This is a genomic window from Kitasatospora sp. NPDC091276, assembly GCF_040684355.1.
In the GTDB taxonomy this organism is placed as follows: domain Bacteria; phylum Actinomycetota; class Actinomycetes; order Streptomycetales; family Streptomycetaceae; genus Kitasatospora.
In genome coordinates this window covers 33,738-50,482 of record NZ_JBFBFU010000025.1, presented here as the reverse complement: position 1 = coordinate 50,482, position 16,745 = coordinate 33,738, and the positions used below count along the sequence as shown (strand labels likewise).

The 16,745-nt window shown below is 73.2% G+C and carries 16 protein-coding genes; 5 read left to right on the top strand and 11 right to left on the bottom strand.

Annotated elements, in window-relative coordinates:
• Nucleotides 1-59 precede the first annotated feature (59 nt).
• Genes AB0O19_RS27775 through leuC form a run of 5 tightly spaced genes read right to left on the bottom strand, consistent with a single transcriptional unit; the run spans nt 60 to nt 5,704 of the window.
• Nucleotides 60-1,367, bottom strand: coding sequence for an MFS transporter (locus AB0O19_RS27775; RefSeq protein ID WP_363623344.1), 1,308 nt, complete (start codon nt 1,365-1,367; stop codon nt 60-62).
• Complete coding sequence (locus AB0O19_RS27770) at nt 1,364-2,392, bottom strand: TauD/TfdA family dioxygenase (RefSeq protein ID WP_363623342.1); 1,029 nt, start codon at nt 2,390-2,392, stop codon at nt 1,364-1,366. The genes AB0O19_RS27775 and AB0O19_RS27770 overlap by 4 nt, the downstream gene beginning before the upstream one ends.
• Nucleotides 2,389-3,588, bottom strand: a complete 1,200-nt coding sequence (locus AB0O19_RS27765; protein ID WP_363623340.1) for a pyridoxal phosphate-dependent aminotransferase — start codon at nt 3,586-3,588, stop codon at nt 2,389-2,391. Before AB0O19_RS27765 ends, AB0O19_RS27770 begins: the two co-directional genes overlap by 4 nt.
• A complete protein-coding gene (gene leuD, locus AB0O19_RS27760) occupies nt 3,585-4,268 on the bottom strand; it encodes a 3-isopropylmalate dehydratase small subunit (protein WP_363585142.1) in 684 nt (227 codons plus the stop codon). The genes AB0O19_RS27765 and leuD overlap by 4 nt, the downstream gene beginning before the upstream one ends.
• A gap of 35 nt (nt 4,269-4,303) precedes the next feature.
• Nucleotides 4,304-5,704 (bottom strand): 3-isopropylmalate dehydratase large subunit, encoded by a 1,401-nt coding sequence (leuC, locus tag AB0O19_RS27755; RefSeq protein ID WP_363623338.1) that lies wholly within the window; start codon nt 5,702-5,704, stop codon nt 4,304-4,306.
• A gap of 329 nt (nt 5,705-6,033) precedes the next feature.
• On the opposite strand from leuC, the gene AB0O19_RS27750 reads away from it, so the two are divergent.
• From AB0O19_RS27750 to AB0O19_RS27735, 4 genes are all read left to right on the top strand, one after another.
• Nucleotides 6,034-6,453: a hypothetical protein gene (locus AB0O19_RS27750; RefSeq protein WP_363623336.1), complete on the top strand. Its 420-nt coding sequence runs from the start codon at nt 6,034-6,036 to the stop codon at nt 6,451-6,453.
• Between the two features lie 715 nt (nt 6,454-7,168).
• Nucleotides 7,169-7,798: a hypothetical protein gene (locus AB0O19_RS27745; protein WP_363623334.1), complete on the top strand. Its 630-nt coding sequence runs from the start codon at nt 7,169-7,171 to the stop codon at nt 7,796-7,798.
• Between the two features lie 359 nt (nt 7,799-8,157).
• Nucleotides 8,158-8,721: a winged helix-turn-helix domain-containing protein gene (locus AB0O19_RS27740; RefSeq protein ID WP_363585150.1), complete on the top strand. Its 564-nt coding sequence runs from the start codon at nt 8,158-8,160 to the stop codon at nt 8,719-8,721.
• Between the two features lie 166 nt (nt 8,722-8,887).
• Nucleotides 8,888-9,658 (top strand): ATP-binding cassette domain-containing protein, encoded by a 771-nt coding sequence (locus AB0O19_RS27735; protein WP_363623332.1) that lies wholly within the window; start codon nt 8,888-8,890, stop codon nt 9,656-9,658.
• A 330-nt stretch (nt 9,659-9,988) separates the two neighbouring features.
• On the opposite strand, the gene AB0O19_RS27730 is transcribed toward AB0O19_RS27735, so the two are convergent.
• The 6 genes from AB0O19_RS27730 to AB0O19_RS27705 all read right to left on the bottom strand — a co-directional run bounded on the left by AB0O19_RS27730 (nt 9,989) and on the right by AB0O19_RS27705 (nt 15,599).
• Nucleotides 9,989-10,735, bottom strand: a complete 747-nt coding sequence (locus AB0O19_RS27730; protein ID WP_363623330.1) for a hypothetical protein — start codon at nt 10,733-10,735, stop codon at nt 9,989-9,991.
• Nucleotides 10,732-11,385: an RNA polymerase sigma factor gene (locus tag AB0O19_RS27725; RefSeq protein ID WP_363623328.1), complete on the bottom strand. Its 654-nt coding sequence runs from the start codon at nt 11,383-11,385 to the stop codon at nt 10,732-10,734. The genes AB0O19_RS27730 and AB0O19_RS27725 overlap by 4 nt, the downstream gene beginning before the upstream one ends.
• A gap of 171 nt (nt 11,386-11,556) precedes the next feature.
• The gene (locus tag AB0O19_RS27720) at nt 11,557-12,564 is read right to left on the bottom strand and encodes a hypothetical protein (RefSeq protein ID WP_363623326.1); all 1,008 of its coding nucleotides are present in this window, start codon (nt 12,562-12,564) and stop codon (nt 11,557-11,559) included.
• A complete protein-coding gene (locus AB0O19_RS27715) occupies nt 12,561-12,926 on the bottom strand; it encodes a PadR family transcriptional regulator (protein ID WP_363585158.1) in 366 nt (121 codons plus the stop codon). Before AB0O19_RS27715 ends, AB0O19_RS27720 begins: the two co-directional genes overlap by 4 nt.
• A 44-nt stretch (nt 12,927-12,970) precedes the next feature.
• On the bottom strand, nt 12,971-14,884 hold the full coding sequence (locus AB0O19_RS27710; RefSeq protein WP_363623324.1) for an ATP-binding protein: 1,914 nt from the start codon (nt 14,882-14,884) through the stop codon (nt 12,971-12,973).
• Nucleotides 14,874-15,599 carry a response regulator transcription factor gene (locus AB0O19_RS27705; RefSeq protein WP_350881019.1) on the bottom strand — a complete coding sequence of 242 codons (726 nt, stop codon included), beginning with the start codon at nt 15,597-15,599 and terminating at the stop codon, nt 14,874-14,876. Before AB0O19_RS27705 ends, AB0O19_RS27710 begins: the two co-directional genes overlap by 11 nt.
• A 143-nt stretch (nt 15,600-15,742) precedes the next feature.
• Here AB0O19_RS27705 and AB0O19_RS27700 point away from each other — a divergent pair, with 143 nt between their 5' ends.
• Nucleotides 15,743-16,726, top strand: a complete 984-nt coding sequence (locus AB0O19_RS27700; protein ID WP_363623321.1) for a M20/M25/M40 family metallo-hydrolase — start codon at nt 15,743-15,745, stop codon at nt 16,724-16,726.
• Nucleotides 16,727-16,745 lie beyond the last annotated feature (19 nt).

Below are 16,745 nucleotides of genomic sequence, written 5' to 3'. Positions count from 1 at the left end.
GGCGGCGCCGGTCGGGCGCCGCCCCTCTCCGCTTCCCCTCCTCAACTCCCGGACGGTTGCTACCGGTTGTCGGGCAGGGCGGGGAAGGCGCGGACCGCGGGGGTGACGGCCACGCCGAGTGCGATCAGCAGGAACGCCGCCGCACAGCTCAGCACGGTGGGCACGGCGTGCACGGTCTCCAGCAGCAGCCCGCACAGCAGCGGGCCGAGCGCCGCGCCCGCGCCCATCGAGACCCCGATCAGACCGGCCAGCCGGCCGCGCATCTCATCGGGAGTGACCATCATCTGATGACCCGCCACCAGAGCGGTGGCGGTGGGCGCGAGGAACGCGGCGGCCCCCAGCACCAGCCCGGCCGGCCAGCCGGTCGGCACCACCGCGAGCAGCGGCACCAGCACCGCGGAGGCCCAGGTCAGCACCATGAGCGCCGTGAACGGCGAGAGCGAGCGGCGCAGCCGCCCGGCCGCCAGCGCACCCGACACGCCGCCCGCGCCGACCAGGGCGCCGATGGCGCCGACCTCGGCACCGGACCGCCCGTCCTGCTGGGCCATCACCACCACGGCGATCAGCAGGCCGCTGAACACCAGGTTGAAGGCGGTGCCGAACAGCACGGTGGCCCGCACCGCCGGGTTGCCGCGCAGCCAGCGCAGCCCCGACGCCATCGCCTGCAACGCGCTCTCGGCCCGGTCCGCGCCCCCGCCCTCGCCCTTGTCCTCCGGCGACGACGCCGGTGCGGGTGCCGGCGCCGGCGCCGGCAGCCGCAGGAACAGCAGCGTGACGAAGGCGATCGCCGAGGTCACCGCCTGGGCGACGAACGGCAGCAACCGCTGGACGCCGTACAGGAATCCGCCGATCCCCGGACCCACGATGGTCGCGAGGTAGTAGCGGGCGGTGTTGCGGGTGACGGCGTCGGCGAGTTGCGAGGACGGCACGACGCTCGGCAGCAGCGCCTGGTCGGCGGTGCCGAACAGCGAGGTGCACACCCCTTCGACCACCGCCACCACCACGATGGCCGCCAGCGGCGCGTGCCCGATCGCCACCAGCAGCGCGAGCAGGCCCAGCGCCACGGCCCGCCCGAACTCCGAGACCAGCATCAGCGTCTTGCGGCTGACCCGGTCCGCCAGCGCCCCCGAGGGAAGCGCCGAGAGCGCCCGCGACCCGGCGATCGCGAACTCGGCCAGCGAGGCCTCGAAGGCGGAGCCGCCGAGCCCGAGCACCAGCAGCGGGTACGCGATCAGCGTGCCCTGCGCCCCCAGCTGGGAGACCATGTTCGCGGTCCACAGCACGTTGTACTCGCGGTTGCGGGACAGCGGCGGCGGGCCCGGCTCGGCCGCCACGGCGGCATCGGCCGTCGTACTGCCCGAGGTCACTGCGGCGGGGTCGGCAGCGCCACCGCGGGCGCCGACGTCCGCTCCACCGGGCGGAGTTCGGACCACGCGTGCGCCCCGGCCATGCTGACGAACAGGTCGCGCGGCGGCACGAAGGGGGCCCGCCCGTGCGCCACGCTGATGTTGTCCACGATCAGGACCTCACCGGTGTGCACGTTGACGTCGATCTGCTGCGCCCGGTAGGCGGCCTGGAGCTGCCGGACGACCTCGTCCGGGATCTCGCTGCCGTCCGCGTAGAAGGTGTTGGTGGGCATCCCCCACGGGCCGTACTCCTCCAGCAGGAAGTCGGCGACGTCCTCGCGCAGGGTGCGGGCGTGGAAGAAGGTCAGGTGGTTGAACCAGGAGCGGACGCCGGTCTCCGGGTGGGTGGAGACGGCCCAGCGGAGCTGACGGGTCCTCAGGTGGTTGCGCTCCAGCCACTCCAGCTCGATGCTGTTGGCGTCGCAGTAGGCCTTGACCTCGTCCGGGTCGCTGGTGCCGAACGCCTCCTGCCAGGAGAGGCCCAGGCCGGGGCGGAAGTTACGGACGAGCAGGTAGCCCTCGCGCTCGAACCGCTCGGCGGTCTCCCTGGGCAGCCCGGCGTGCAGGGCGCGGCAGTCGGCCAGCAGGCTGGCGCCGCCGTCGGGCGACTCCTGGCGGCAGAAGAAGAACAGGTAGCGCGGGACGTTCAGGTTGTACGACTGCTCGGTGTGGAGGAAGATCTCCTCGGTCGCCGGGTGGTCGGTGGCCGTGAACACCCCGGGGTGCAGCTCGGTGCGCGGCGAGGAGCGCTCGGTGTAGTCGAGCGGCCGGCCGACGACGGCGTTGACGAAGGTGTCCAGCTCCGGCCACTCCTGCCAGTCGAAGCCGCTGAGCACGACCGCGCCGTGCTCGGTGATCCGCTGGCGGATGAACTCCCCCTGCTCCTTGCCGAGGTCGACCAGCCGGTTGCCCGCGGTCTCGGCGGTGATCCCGAGGACCAGTCCGTCGTGCCGCGCTTCGGTCGAGATGCTGATGGCGGTTGTCACGGAGTGACTCCCTTCTGCGGGCTGCGGGCGCGAAGCCGCTCGGCAGCGGTGTCGAGGGTCTGGAGTGGACGGTTGAAGGCGATCCGGACGTAGCGCTCGCCATCGGCCGGATCGACGAAGAACGAGGTGCCCGGCGCCACCAGCACACCGGTCTCGGCGAGCAGCGTGCGGACGAAGCGCGGGCTGGGCTCGTCGGTCAGCCCGTCGATCCGGGCCAGCACGTAGCAGCCGCCGGCCGGGGGCGTGAAGTCGAATCCGGCGTCCCGCAGCAGGGTCACCGTCCGGTCGCGCCGCTCGCGCATCCCCGCCGCGTGGTCCCAGCGCTCCGGCAGCAGCAGGTCCGCGTTGGCCGCGGCGTGCTGGAGCGCGGCCGCAGCGCCGCCGGTGGTGGCCACGTGCACCTTGCGCAGCAGGGCGGTGAGCTCCGGCGCCGCGCGCAGGAAGCCGAGCCGCCAGCCGCTGATCGCATGGCTCTTGGAGAGGCTGCCGACCACCACGGAGCGGTCTGCCAGGCCCTCGATCTCGGCGACCGAGCGGTAGCCGGCCGACTCGTAGACGTACCCGGCGTACACCTCGTCCGAGATCACCACGGCGCCCCAGCGCCGGCACAGCTCGGCGAGCAGGTCGAGGGTGCCGCGCTCCAGGACGACGCCGGTCGGGTTGGCCGGGCTGTTCACGATGACGGCGCGGGTGCGCGGTCCGAAGGCCGCGGCCAGCTCGTCCGGGTCGACGCTCCAGTCGGGCTCCCGCAGCCGGACCGGGCGCGGGCGGGCGCCGGTGAGGGCGATGGCGCTGAGGAAGTTCTCGTAGAAGGGCTCGAACACGATCACCTCGTCGCCGGGGTCGACGAACGAGAGCAGGGCGACGGCCAGCCCCTCGCTGCCGCCGACGGTGACGGTGATCTCGGAGCCCGGGTCCGGGGCGCCGGGCAGGGCCGCGGCGATCCGCTCGCGCAGCAGCGCCAACCCGGCCGGGTCCTGGTACTGGTGGACACCGGCGCGCAGCGCGGCGACCGCCGCCTCGACCAGCCCGGGCGGCGTGTCGGGGTAGGCCGGGGTGCCGACCGCCAGGTCGACGGTGTCCGGCGGCAGCCCCTCCAGCAGCAGCGCGGCCAGCCCCCCGCCGGGCAGCCCGGCCACCCGCTCGGCGCCCAGGGCGCGGCGGGCCGGGGTGTCATGGTGCGTGGTGGCGCTCATCGGCTCACTCCCGCGGCGTCGGTCCGGAGCCGCTGTTCGGTCTGGAGCGGCGCTTCGCCCCGGAGCCGCTGTTCGGCCCGGTCGAAGGCGCCGCGCGGGATCTCGGGCAGCCAGGACGGGCGGCCCGCCTCGTACGCCTCGATGTCCCCGCTCCTGAGCAGGGTCTCCGCGATCACGTCCTGCCCTTCGAGCAGCCGGGCCCGGGCCCGCGCGTCGACCGTGAACGGGTGCTCGCCGCCCGGCCGGCGCAGCAGGCCGGCCCGCAGGTCCACGGTGAGCCGCAGGCCCTCGGCGGACTCCGCGAGGTCCATCAGCTCCTCGACCACGGGGGTCGGCAGGTCGACCGGGACGAGGCCGTTGTTGAGGGCGTTGCGGCGGAAGATGTCGCCGAAGCCGGTGGCGACGACGGCGCGGAACCCCCAGTCGCGCAGCGCCCAGACGGCGTGCTCGCGGGAGCTGCCGATGCCGAAGTCCCGGCCGGCCAGCAGGACCGTCGCGCCCGCGTGGCGCGGCTGCTCCAGGACGAAGCCGTCCTCGGCGCGCCAGCGGGCGAACAGCGCGTCCTCGTAGCCGCTCTTGGTGACCCGCTTGCAGTACTCCGCGGGCAGGATCTGGTCGGTGTCGACGTCGTCGCGGCGCAGGGCGACCGCGCGACCGTGGTGTTCGACGAAGGGTTCCATACTCAGCTGTCCTCTCTCCGGCCGGGCCGGCGCTGTCAGGCCAGGTCGGCCGGGGCCGCGAGCCGCCCGGCCACCGCCGTCGCGGCGGCGACCGCGGGCGACACCAGGTGGGTGCGGGCCCGCGCCCCTTGGCGGCCTTCGAAGTTACGGTTCGAGGTGGAGGCGCAGCGCTCGACACCCTCGAGACGGTCGGTGTTCATCCCCAGGCACATCGAGCAACCGGGCAGCCGCCACTCGGCGCCGGCGGCCAGGAAGACCTCGTGCAGCCCCTCCGCCTCGGCCTCGGCCCGCACCTGCATCGAGCCGGGGACGACCAGCATCCGGGTGCCGCCGGCGACGGTGCGCCCGCGCAGCACCCCGGCCGCGGAGCGGAGGTCCTCGATCCGGCCGTTGGTGCAGGAGCCGACGAAGACGACGTCGATCGCGAGGTCCCGCATCGAGGTCCCGGGCCGCAGGCCCATGTAGGCCAGCGCCTTCTGCGCCGAGGCGCGTTCGAGCGGGTCGGTGAAGGTCTGCGGGTCGGGCACGGCGGCGGCGAGCGGCACGGTCTGCGCGGGGTTGGTGCCCCAGGTGACGAGCGGGGTGAGCCCGCCCACGTCGAGCACGACCGTCCGGTCGAACACGGCGCCGGGGTCGGTGGCCAGGGTGGACCAGTCGGCGACGGCGGCGTCCCAGTCCGCCCCGGCGGGGGCGTGCGGACGGCCGCGCAGGTACTCCAGGGTGGTCTCGTCGGGTGCGACGATCCCGGCCCGGGCGCCGGCCTCGATGCTCATGTTGCAGAGCGTCATCCGGGCCTCCATGGAGAGCCCGCGCACCGCGTCGCCCCGGTACTCGATGAGGTGGCCCTGCGCCCCGTTGGCCCCGATCCGGGCGATCAGCGCGAGGATCATCTCCTTCGCCCCGACCTCCGGGGGGAGTTGGCCGGTGAACTCGACGGCCAGGGTGCGCGGCCGGCCGATCTCCAGGCACTGGGTGGCCAGGACGTGCTCCACGTCGCTGGTGCCGATGCCGAAGGCGAGCGCGCCGAACGCGCCGTGCGTGGCGGTGTGGCTGTCCCCGCAGACGATCGTCATGCCGGGCTGCACCAGGCCGAGTTCGGGTCCGACGACGTGCACGATCCCCTGCCGCCGGTGGCCGACCGAGTAGAGCTCGACGCCCTGTTCGGCGCAGTTGCGGCGCAGCGTGTCCAGCTGGACCAGGCTGACCGGGTCGAGCACCGCGGTCGCCGTGGTGGCGACGTTGTGGTCCTCCAGCGCCAGGGTCAGCCCCGGCCGCCGGACGCCGCGGCCGGCCAGCCGCAGCCCGTCGAAGGCCTGCGGGGAGGTGGCCTCGTGGGTGAGGTGGAGGTCGATGTAGAGGAGGTCCGGTCCGCCGGGCCGGGACGCCACGACGTGGCGCTCCCACAGCTTCTCCGCGAGTGTCCGTGCTGGGCCCATCGTCGTCCCTCTCTCCCCTGCGCTGTCCGTGCGCCACGGCCCTGGGGCGGAACCCCGGCCACCGCATGCCGTCCCGGCCGTACGGACCTCAGCCTCCATGGCGCCACCCACCGCCCACCACGTCTTTAAGCCGGTGCGAAAACGCCCAGCACAGGCGATCACGTGCACGAAGAAAGGTGCAGAGAACTGCACCTCGGATCGGAAGTAAGCCCCCATGAAATCGGCGGCGCCCGGGTTCAGGATGGAGTCATCGAAGGCGGAACCAACGCCGGGACGACGGGCAGAAGATCATCGGATCCCACGGGACCCAGGGAGGAAGCATGTACCCGATGCGCAGGAGCCACGGGACCGAACCCGGACGCCGGCGGAGCAGGACGGTCGTGCTGACCCTGGCCGCCGTCCTCCTGGTCGGCGCCGGAACATCCGCCTGCCAGGTCAGTACCAAGGCCGCCGACCGGATCGAGCTGTGCGCGAAGATCTTCGGCAAGACCTTCACCGATCCGTTCCCGGACAACGTGGAGGAGGCCCGCAAGAAGATGCGCGACCGGGCCGACGAGCTCGACGGGCTGGCCAAGCAGGCCGGGGACGACAAGCTCCGCAATGCGATCCAGTCGACCGCCGACAAGATGCGCAACGCCGACATCCGCGAGAAGGGTGCGGTGCGCACCGTGGTCGGTTACATCGGTGAGCAGAACGACCGCATCAAGGAACTGCGCCAGACCTGCCTCGACCACCACGACTACCCGTGATGACTGGGCTTCCGAACCAGCGTCACCGTTGAGCCTCCCGGAGCGCGCACGGTGACCACAGACCGGAATCGGTGAACAGGGCACTAACAGTTCCCCCACCGATTCCCTTGGCCGGGCCCCTCGTTGGGTCCCCCGTCTTCCGGGGGGCCCGGCCGTAAATCTCCCCGTACCAATACAAGCCAGGAGCAGTCATGCCCGATTCGACCGGCTGGAAGCCCACTAAGGAACGCCCGATGTGGCCCTGGGTCGTCCTCGCGGTGGTCGCCGTTGGCGTTCTGATCAACGTGCTTATCACGATCTGACGAGCAGATCGAATCCGCGCCTGAGGAACTTCCGCGCTCTTGGCAGGTAGGCCGAGAGCGCGGACCCACGTCCGGCGCGACTCCGGCCCCAACAGACCCCTCTCTCCCCAACCGCCCCACGGGTCACACGACCCCTCAGGGGGCGGTCGAACCGAGTCGAGTCCGCTATCCGGATCAGGTGCAGAGAACTGCACCTTCGAACTGGCGAAGACTCGACTGTCACCCCCCTAAAGCGCCACGTAGCGTAGTCGGTACGGGAACGGGCATGGCCATGTCGAAGATGCGGTCACGCACGATCGACCATCCACCTCACCGTGGATCCCGGCTCCCGACCCGCCTACATCAACGGCATTCATGGGGGACTCGTGCCACGTCTGCACTTCACGTCGGCAAGCCTGTTGAGAACGCGTATCATGCCGACCCCGGACTGGGTCAGCGAATCACTCTTCGCCCTGGACCTGCTCTCTTCCCGGCACCGCCAGGCGAAACGCCGGCTCCGATGGCATAAGACCCGCCCCGTGGGGCCGGCCCGCCGGCTGGGTCCCACCCACCGGCTCGGGTCCACCCAGCGGCTCGTCGAACTCGCCCGGACCATCCGCCCGTTCCCCGACATGGACATCATGGTCCGGCGCGCCCGGCACTCCGGGAACGGCGCCGACCTGCGCCTGCTCCGGGACCTGGAGTCCTTCTACCGCATCATGGTCGCCCCGCACTGGGACGTGATCTCCCTCACCGTCCAGAGCGACCGGAAGAAGCGACTGGAAATCCTCCAGGACTGCGGCGCGCGCGGCCTGCTGAGCACCCTTCACCCGACCGTCCGGCTCTCCACCTGCTCGCTGGAGATACCCGGACAGAACGAGGACGTGCAACTGGAGGAGGTCGGGCTGACCATTGCGCCGTCCTACTTCCTGGCACCCGATTCCCCGGTCCTGGTGGACGACCACACCATTGCCGACGGACCGACGCTCTTCTACCCCATTCTCCCCGACGGACCGAACTGTGCGACCGAGGGCGTGATCGAAGCGGCAGCGATGCCGGCCTGAGACCGATGACCTCCGATCGCGACAGCATCGGAACTTCAAGGGGGAAAACAGCAATGCGACGCATATTCTTCAGTCCGGCGAGCCTGGCCAAAGTATCGTCGGCCGCTCATCTGGATCCGATGCGAGAGGCGCTGTGCGCCCTCGAAACCTTCGCGACGGGCGGCGGAGGCCCCGTCTTCCATTCCTGGCGACGACGGGTCGCGGGTGAGCGGGACGGCCGGGCGCTGGCCGAACTCGCCCGCACCGTACGGCCTTTCCCGGATCTCTACAGAATTCTCGAAAACTCCTCCGCGGCCGGATCCGGGAACGAATTCCGACCGCGGGTTCTGCGCGATCTGGAGACATTCCACCGGATCGCCGTGGAGCCCTACTGGAGCCAGGTGTCGACCCTGCTCGAAGTCGACCGGAACGCCCGGGCCCAGATCATGATGAGCGGCGGCGTCGACCAGTTGCTCAGCACCCTGCACCCGGCGATCCGCTGGCGTCCCCCGGTGCTGGAGGTCCCCGGGACGGGGCACGACATCAAACTGGAGTCGACCGGCCTGGAGATAGCGCCGTCGCTGTTCCTGTTCTCCCGGTCGCCGATCCTGGTCGAACAGCAGGGCGACCGGCCCCTGCTGCTGCTCTACCCGATCCCCGTCCCGCGCGACCGGGAGAACCTGTGGGACCCGGCGCCCGACGGCGACCAGGCCCTGGGGGCCCTGCTGGGGCGCACCCGGGCGGCCGTCCTCCAGGTGTTGACGACCACCTGCACCACCACCGAGGTCGGCGAGCTGGTGGGCATCTCCACCGCCGCCGCGAGCCAGCACACCGCCGTCCTGCGGGCGGCCGGACTTATCACCACCCTGCGCTCGCTCAACAAAGTGCACCACACCCTGACCCCCCTGGGCGGGGCTCTTCTTCGTGGGGATCCGTTGGTCTGACAATTCGCCCTATACCGACGATTCCCGAAGTAACGAACCCGCAACACGCCCCGAGGAGCGATCTCGATCTGACACGGATGGTCTAGGAAAGTGCACCATACATACGGATGCGGGCAGCATGGCCTAAACCCATTACGAGCGAGTAGGTTCTGGGCATGCAAGCACGATGCCTTGTCGCCGCACGCATCATTTACGGAAGCCTGGGAGCGGATTCATGATGGGAGGTGGACCAGCTGAGCGGGAAGCCGCCCCAGACTGTGCCGTCACGCTGGAAAACGTGTCGAAAATCCACCCGGGCACGAACGGTCCCACAGCGGTCCTGCGCGAGTTCTCACTCGGCGTACGAAAAGGCCGCTTCTGTGCCGTCATGGGAGACGAACGCGCCAGCACCACGGCACTCCTGGAGTGCATGGCCGGCGTCACCACCCCGTCCACCGGAACGGTCCACTGGGCCGACGGTGAACGGGGTTCCGTCGGCGCGCTCTGGGGCCAACACGAGCCCGTCCACCCGAATGTGACGGTTCGTGAATTCGTCGATCCGGGCGTTTCCGCACTCGGCCGCCGCCAGGCCTGGCAGATCAGTCGGATCACCCGACTGTGGCGCTGGCGGCGGCCGCTCCGGAGGCTGGGCCGGGTCCAGCAGCACAACGCCATGCTGGCCCGGCTGCTGGCCGGTTCCCCGCGCCTGCTGCTGGTCGACACCCCCGGCCACGACGACTCGCCCGAACTCGCCCGCGCCATCGGCGCCTCACTCCGCCGCGCGGTCCGCGCCCTCGACCTCACGGCGGTCCTCGTCACCACCGACCCGGAAGCCGCCGCGTGCGCGGACAGCGTCGTCTTCCTCCACCACGGCCGCCTCGCCGACGCCCTCGGACCCTCCACCCCCGCCGAGATCGCCGACTGCCTCCAGCACCTCCGAAGAGGCTCGACCACCTGATCCGCCCCGCCTTCCCCGGCGCCCCTCTCCCAGGGCGCCCCCGGCGCCCCTTCCCCGGTGCCCCTCGCCCTCCCCGGCGCCCCCCGGTCAAGCGGTGCACAGCGCTTCCCCAGCCGCGGCCCCCGCGCCCCGTGCGTCCTCCGGCGCACCGCGCCGGCGCATCCCGGACCGCAGCCCCGCACCCGCCGGCCCGTCCGGCGACACCCCCCGGCAGGCCCCGGGCGGACACCCCTGCCATCGCCTGCCTCGGCCTGCCTCCGCCGGCTACCGCTGCCGCCGCGCACCCGTCGGTCGTCAGCCGCCGGTCGTCAGCCGTCAGCCGTCAGCCGCTCAGTGCGGCGGGGTCGGGATCAGACTCGCCAGGGGGTTGAAGTAGACCTTGGACGGCATGCAGGCCGGGCCCGGGCTCCGCATGAGGCCGGTGTGCATCTCGCGCGAGCTGTGGGCGGGGTCGGTCCCGGCGAAGGGCAGGTAGATGAAGAGCTTGAGACCGGCCGGGACGGCGCGGGGGCGGACGGTGAGGACGAGCGGGCCGGCGCCCTCCGTATGCATGTCCCAACTGTCCTGGCCCTCCTGGTTGTCCGGGGTCTCCGGCTCGGGGGCGCGGCAACCGGGCTGGCCGGCGTAGACCCGGGCGGGGATCCCGAACCGGTCCAGGTCGCGCTGCAGTTGGTCCGGGTCCACCGGCTTGTACTGCTCCAGGATGGTGAGTTTGACGAGGTCGTCACCGCCTTCGAGGGTGTACGCGGCGTTGTCGACGCGGCCCAGCGCGTGGCCGGTGCCGTCGGCCGGGTGCTGGGCGGCCTGGTGCCGGGCGTCCGGGGCGGGGCGGCCGGGGCCCGTGGCGAGGAGGGCGCCGACCAGGGCGGCGGCCAGGCCCGCCGGGAGGGCCAGGCGCAGCGCCAGGCTGCGCCGCCGGGCCGTGCGCCGGGAGTTGTCGGTGACGGTGTCCATCAGGTGTTCCTTCAGCAGGAGGTGGCGGCCCGGGGGGAGCTCCGGGGCCGCCGGGGCCGGCAGCAGCCGGACCAGTTCCTCCCGCTCGGTCTGCTCGGACCGGTCCCGGGGGGTGGCGTTCATCGGGTCGTCTCCTTGTACGGCCGGACCGCGAGGTCGCGGTCACCTGCTACCTGTCCGCCGGCGCCCGGGCGTTGCCCACCTCTTCCCGAGCGCTCGGACCGTGACGCGGCGAGCTCCTTCGCCGTCAACTCCCGCAGCCGGGCCCGGGCCCGCGACAACCGCGAGCGGATCGTCCCCACCGGCCGGCCCAGCGCCTCGGCGACGGCCGCGTGGTCCAGGCCCTCCCACACGCAAAGCGCGAACACCTCGCGCTCCGCCGGCCGCAGCCGTTCCAGCGCGGCCTTCGCGGCGGCCAGCTCCTCGGCGTCGGCGATCCGACCCGCCAACTCCCCGGCGAAGTCCGGCATCGCCTCGCGCGGCGGCAGCTTGGCCAGCGCCCGCTGGTGGCGCCGCGCGGCCCGACGGGTGTTGCGGATGACGTTGCCCGCGATCCCCAGCAGCCACGGCCGCAGGCTCTCCCCCTCGGGATCGACCCGCGCGCGCAGCCGCCACGCCTCCAGGAACGTCAGCGAGACCACGTCCTCGGCGACGGCCCAGTCCCCGGTCATCCGCACGGCGTGCCGGTACACCGCCTGGGCGTGGTCCTCGAAGACCAGCCCGAACGCCGCCGCGTCCCCAGCGCGCACCCGGGCGCGTATCGAATTCTCCACACCAGCTCCTGTCCCGCCGCCGCCACCCGTTGCCGTGATCCACGCCACACCGCGCCGGGCCGCCCCGCCATCGACGAAGGATCCCCGAGCCCCTTCCGGAAGAAGGGACTCGGGGATCCTCGGACCGGCCGGCCCGACACCGGCGGTCGGTTCGGGGCGCCGCCCCCGCGGTCAGGCCGGCTCGATCGGCTCCGGTTTCCGGGAGGCGGCCAGGGTGCGGCCGAACGCGGCGAGGGCGGCGGCGACGGCCAGCAGGCCGACCACGACCGCGAGGTTGCGCCCGAGGTCGGCGAGGTCGCGCGGCAGTGCCAAGTAGTAGGGCGCGGGGAGCATGACCGCCCAGGGGAGGGCGGCCAGCGCCACGCCGACGGCGCGCGGCCGGTCGGGCCGGCGGGCGGCGAAGTGGACGAAGAAGGCGGTCGCCATCACCACGGCGGGCCAGGCCGACGACGCGTCGAGCAGCATCCGGGTGCTGCGCGGGAAGATGACCTCGGAGTAGTCCCCCAGGTCGCGCCAGGGCCAGGCGAGGACGAGCGCGCTCATCGGCAGCGCGATGACGGCCGCCGCGACGACCGTCCCGACCCGGGCGCGGACGCGCTGGTCGACGCCGTCGGGCGGGGCGATGAGCAGCGGCACCCCGAGCAGGAGCCAGAGGGGCAGCTGATGGAGGGACAGGAAGAGCACCCCGGCCGGGTGGACGGCGTAGCCGACCGCGGCGCCGATCCGGGCGAGGACGCCGACCAGCACCAGGAGGCGGGCGGCGCCCCAGTGCCCGAGGCCGGCGCCGAGCAGCGCGAGGACCCAGGGGGCGGCCTGCACCGCGCCCACCGCGGTCGCGGCCGTGGTGTGCAGGCCCATCAGCTCGAAGCGCGTGTCCGCGACGAAGAAGGTCATCACCAGCTGGACGAAGGCCAGCGCCGCCCCGCCGGCCAGCAGGTACGGCGCGGCGCCGGCGAGCGCCCGGCCCGCGGGGTCTCCGGAGCTGAGCCGGGTCCGCAGCCGGGCGGCGTGCGCGGCCAGGGTGACCCACTCGCGCAGCACGGTGCGCCGGTCGGCGCCCTCGACGGACTCGGCGAAGACGGCGGCGATCTCCTCGCCGTGCGAGGCCCGGTAGGCGGCGGGGTAGATGCCGATCAGCGGGAGCCTGCCGGGCAGCGCCCCGGCCTGCTGCGCGGTCATGCCGCACCGCCGCTCAGCCGGAGCGCCCCGAGACGCGGCCCCCGCCCGAGCGCGAGCCTGCGCTCGGCCTCGACGACTCCGGCCCGCAGCCGTTCCGTCTCCGCGCCCAGGACATCCCGGCCGTCCTCGGTGAGGGCGAAGGTGCGCCGCATCCGGCCGCCGACGACCTCCTCGTGGTCGATCCGGATCAGCCCCTGCTGGAGGAGCCGGTCCAGCGCGGTGTAGAGGGTGCCGGTGAGCAGCTTGGTCCGGCCGTCGGAGATGGCCAGGACTTCCTGGACGATCGCGTAGCCGTGCCGCGGGGCATCGGCGAGCGCGGTGAGCACGAGCCGGGTCGGCTCCTGTAGTTGACGGTTAGCCATGGCCGTGAGCATAGATCAATGGCAAACATATGTCGATGATTTAGCTATCGGTCCGCTCCACCCCCGTACCCGGCGGCCGCCGGAGCGGGCAGGCGCACGGTGAACACCGAGCCCGCGCCGGGGCTGCTGGCCGCGTGGACGCCGCCGCCGTGGAGCTCGGCGAGCTTGCGGACGATGGCGAGGCCCAGACCGCTGCCGCCGCTCTGCCGGTTGCGGGACTTGTCGGCCCGCCAGAAGCGCTCGAACACCAACGGCAGGTCCGCCTCGGCGATGCCGCCTCCGGTGTCGGCGACCTCGATGAGCAGGGCGTCGGACTCCGTCCGGGTCCGCAGGGTGACCGTGCCGCCCGCCGGGGTGTGCCGGACGGCGTTGGCGACCAGGTTGCCCACCAGCTGGCGCAGGCGCACCGGGTCGGCGAACACCTCGTACCCGGCCGGGGCGTCGGCGGTCTCGACGACCAGGGCCACGCCCGACGCCTGCGCCCGGGCGCCGTGCGCGGTGGCGACCTGGGCCAGCAGGTCCTCGACGTCCACGGGCTCGCGGTGCAGGGCCAGTTCACCGGCGTCGGCATCGGCGAGGTCCCGCAGGTCGTCGATCAGGTGCTGGAGTTGCAGGGCCTCCTCCAGCAGCGAACTCGTCAGGGCGCCGTCGGCGGTGACGACGCCGTCCTCGACGGCCTCCAGCCAGCCGCGGATGTTGCTGAGTGGGGTGCGCAGCTCGTGCGCGATGTCGCCGACCATCGCCCGCCGTAGCTCCTCCAGCTGCTCCCGGCGCTGCGCCATGGCGTTGAAGGCGGCGGCGAGTCCGGCGATCTCGTCGCGACCGGTCGCGGTCACCCGGGCGGAGAGGTCCCCGTCGGTCATCCGCCGGGCGGCGCGGGTGAGCGCGTTCAGCGGCCGGGAGAGCCGCAGGCCGACGATCGTGGTGATCGCCACGGTGACCGCCAGCACCAGCGCGGCGACCTCGGCGACCCGCCCGCGGTGCGGGGCGGACAGCACGGGGGTCTGGTCCGCCGCGCCGGCGGGCGCGCCGACGAACAGCAGCACGGGCGGCGCCACGTACCGGACGAGCTGCTGCCGGCGGGAGTTGGCGAGGCAGGCGGAGATCACCTGCTCCTGCTCCCGGTCGCGGGCCGGGGCCCACTGCAACCCCAGGGACAGCGTCACGGGCCGGATCTGCTGGCGCTCCAGGCAGGCGTTGACGAGCGCGGTGAGGTCGGCGAGGGCGGCGCTCTCGGTGCGGGTCGGGGCGTCCAGCACCAGCGGGGGCGCGCAGCGCACGCCGAGCGGTCGGCCGCCGGGGACGCTCACCACGGGGCGGCCGGCGGCGTCGTCGGTGACGGTCGCCTCGACGCCCAGTTCCGACCGCAGGCAGCCGGCCCGGTTCCGCGCGGCCTCCTCCATGGCCGCGCGCTCGGCGGTCGTCAGCCGGAACGGGCCCACGGCACGGGCGTCGATCCGGTCGGCCGGGGCGTCGGGCAGCATGGCGAGGTCGACGGAGAGCGGGTCGACCGTGGTGGTGGGCGTCCGGGGCAGCACCGTCCGGTCGGCGGCGCCCGGGGACGGTGCCGACGGCGTGGCGCCCGGGGGCGGTGACCCGGGGGCGGGGGCGGGGGTCCCGGAGGTGGCGGCCGGCGGCCCGGGTGCGGTGGCCGCGGAGTCGACGACCGGCTCGAAGCGCGGACTGGTCAGCAGGATGCGCTGCCCGGTGTCGGCGGCGAGCCGCCGCACGGTGCTCTCCGCACCCGTCCAGTCGGGGTGGGTCGCGGCGTAGCCGAGCAGTTCGTGGTAGATCCGGGCCTGGTCCGCGAGGACCTGGCGCTGCTCCTGCCTGATCGCGCCCGTCGTGGTGCGGGCGGTCAGCCAGGCCGTCGCGGCGATCGAACAGAGCGAGACCAGGGCGGAGAGGGCGAGCAGCCGGATCAGCAGGCTGCGGCGCGGCGGGGCGTCACGACGCACCGCGCGGCCCCTCCGCGAGCTTGTAGCCGATGCCGTAGACCGTCAGCAGGCGGGTGGGGCGGCGCGGTTGGGGCTCGATCTTGCGGCGCAGGTTCATCACGTGGGTGTCGACGGTCCGGGTGGTGATGTACCGGTCGATGCCGTGCAGGTGCTCCAGCAGCTGGGCCCGGGTGAAGACCCGGCCGGGCTGGGCGGCCAGCACCTGGAGCAGCCGGAACTCGCCGGGCGTGCAGCTGACGGGCCGTCCGTCGGCGGTGACCTCGTGGCGCAGGGGGTCGACGGTGAGGGCCCCGGCGGTCAGTACGGCCGGGGGCGCGGCGGCGGGGGTCGCCGCCTGCTGGGGCAGCGGGCGGGACCCGCGGCGCAGCAGGGCCCGGACCCGGGCCACGAGCTCGCGCGGGCTGTACGGCTTGGTGAGGTAGTCGTCGGCGCCGAGGTCGAGTCCGAGCAGCAGGTCCTCCTCGGCGGTGCGGGCCGTCAGCATCAGCACCGGCAGGGCGGATTCGGCACGCAGGGCACGGCAGACGTCGAGCCCGTCCATGACGGGCATCATCACGTCGAGGACCAGGAGGTCCGCCGGGCCGCGCCGGGCCTGCTCCAGCGCGGCCCGGCCGTCGTGGACGACGACCACGCGATGTCCTTCCCGCTCCAGGTACAGGCGGGCCAGGTCGGCCTGCTTGGGATCGTCCTCGGCGACCACGACATGTGCGCACATGAGGATGATCGTAAGTCGCCCTCCGGAAGCACCCCTACCGGTTCCCGACAGCCTCTCGACAAGTTCCTGACATCGACGGACCAGGGTGGACGGAGTCCGCCGGGGGAAGCCCCCCGGCCCCGCCTCCGAAAGGCTCCCGTGTGATGCCCTCCCGCCGCCTGGTGTCCCTCGCCGCCCACGTCATCGGGACCGCCCTGCTGCTGTCCACCGTCCCCGCCGCCGCGGCCACGGCCGCCGAGCACAGGCCCGCCCCGGCCGCGCCCACCGTGGAGGCGGCCGAGGTGATGCCGCACCTCCAGGCCCTGCAGCGGATCGCGGACCGCAACGGCGGCAACCGCGCGCACGGCACCAAGGGGTACGCGGAGTCGGTGGCGTACGTGAAGCACGCGCTGGACCGGGCCGGCTTCCAGACGCAGCTGCGCCGCTTCTCCCACGACGGCAAGGACGGCTACAACCTGATCGCCGACTGGCAGGGCGGCGACCCCGACCACGTGCTGCTCACCGGCGCCCACCTGGACAGCGTCCCGATGGGCCCGGGGATCAACGACAACGGCTCCGGCTCGGCGGCCGTCCTGACCACCGCCCTCCAGGTGGCCAAGGCCAAGCTGAAGCCCGAGCGGCACCTGCGCTTCGCCTGGTGGGGGGCGGAGGAGCTGGGGATGGTCGGCTCGGCGGACTACGTCAAGAACCTGTCCGCCGGCGACCGCAAGGCCATCGACCTGTACCTCAACCTCGACCAGGCGGGCAGCAAGAACCTCCAGCAGTACCTCCTGGTGAAGGACGCGAAGAACAACGAGACCGCGGCCTTCCAGGCCTTCGAGAAGTGGTTCACCGACCGGGGCCTGGCCACCTTCGACATCCCGCTGGACAGCTCCGACAGCCAGCCGTTCGGGGACGCGGGCATCCCGTCGTCCGGCTTCAGCAGCGGCGTCTCGGACTGCCTCCACAGCGCGTGCGACAACCTCGCCAACGTCGACCCCGCGACGCAGGCGACCAGCACCAACGCCATGATCGGCGTGGTCTGGCAGTTCGCCACCGCCAAACCCGCAGCCGCCAAGCCCGCCGCCCCCGCCGCTCCGGCCACCACCGCTCCGGCCACCACCGTCCCCGCCGCCGCCCGGTCCTGACCGCCCGTCCCCAGGAGCC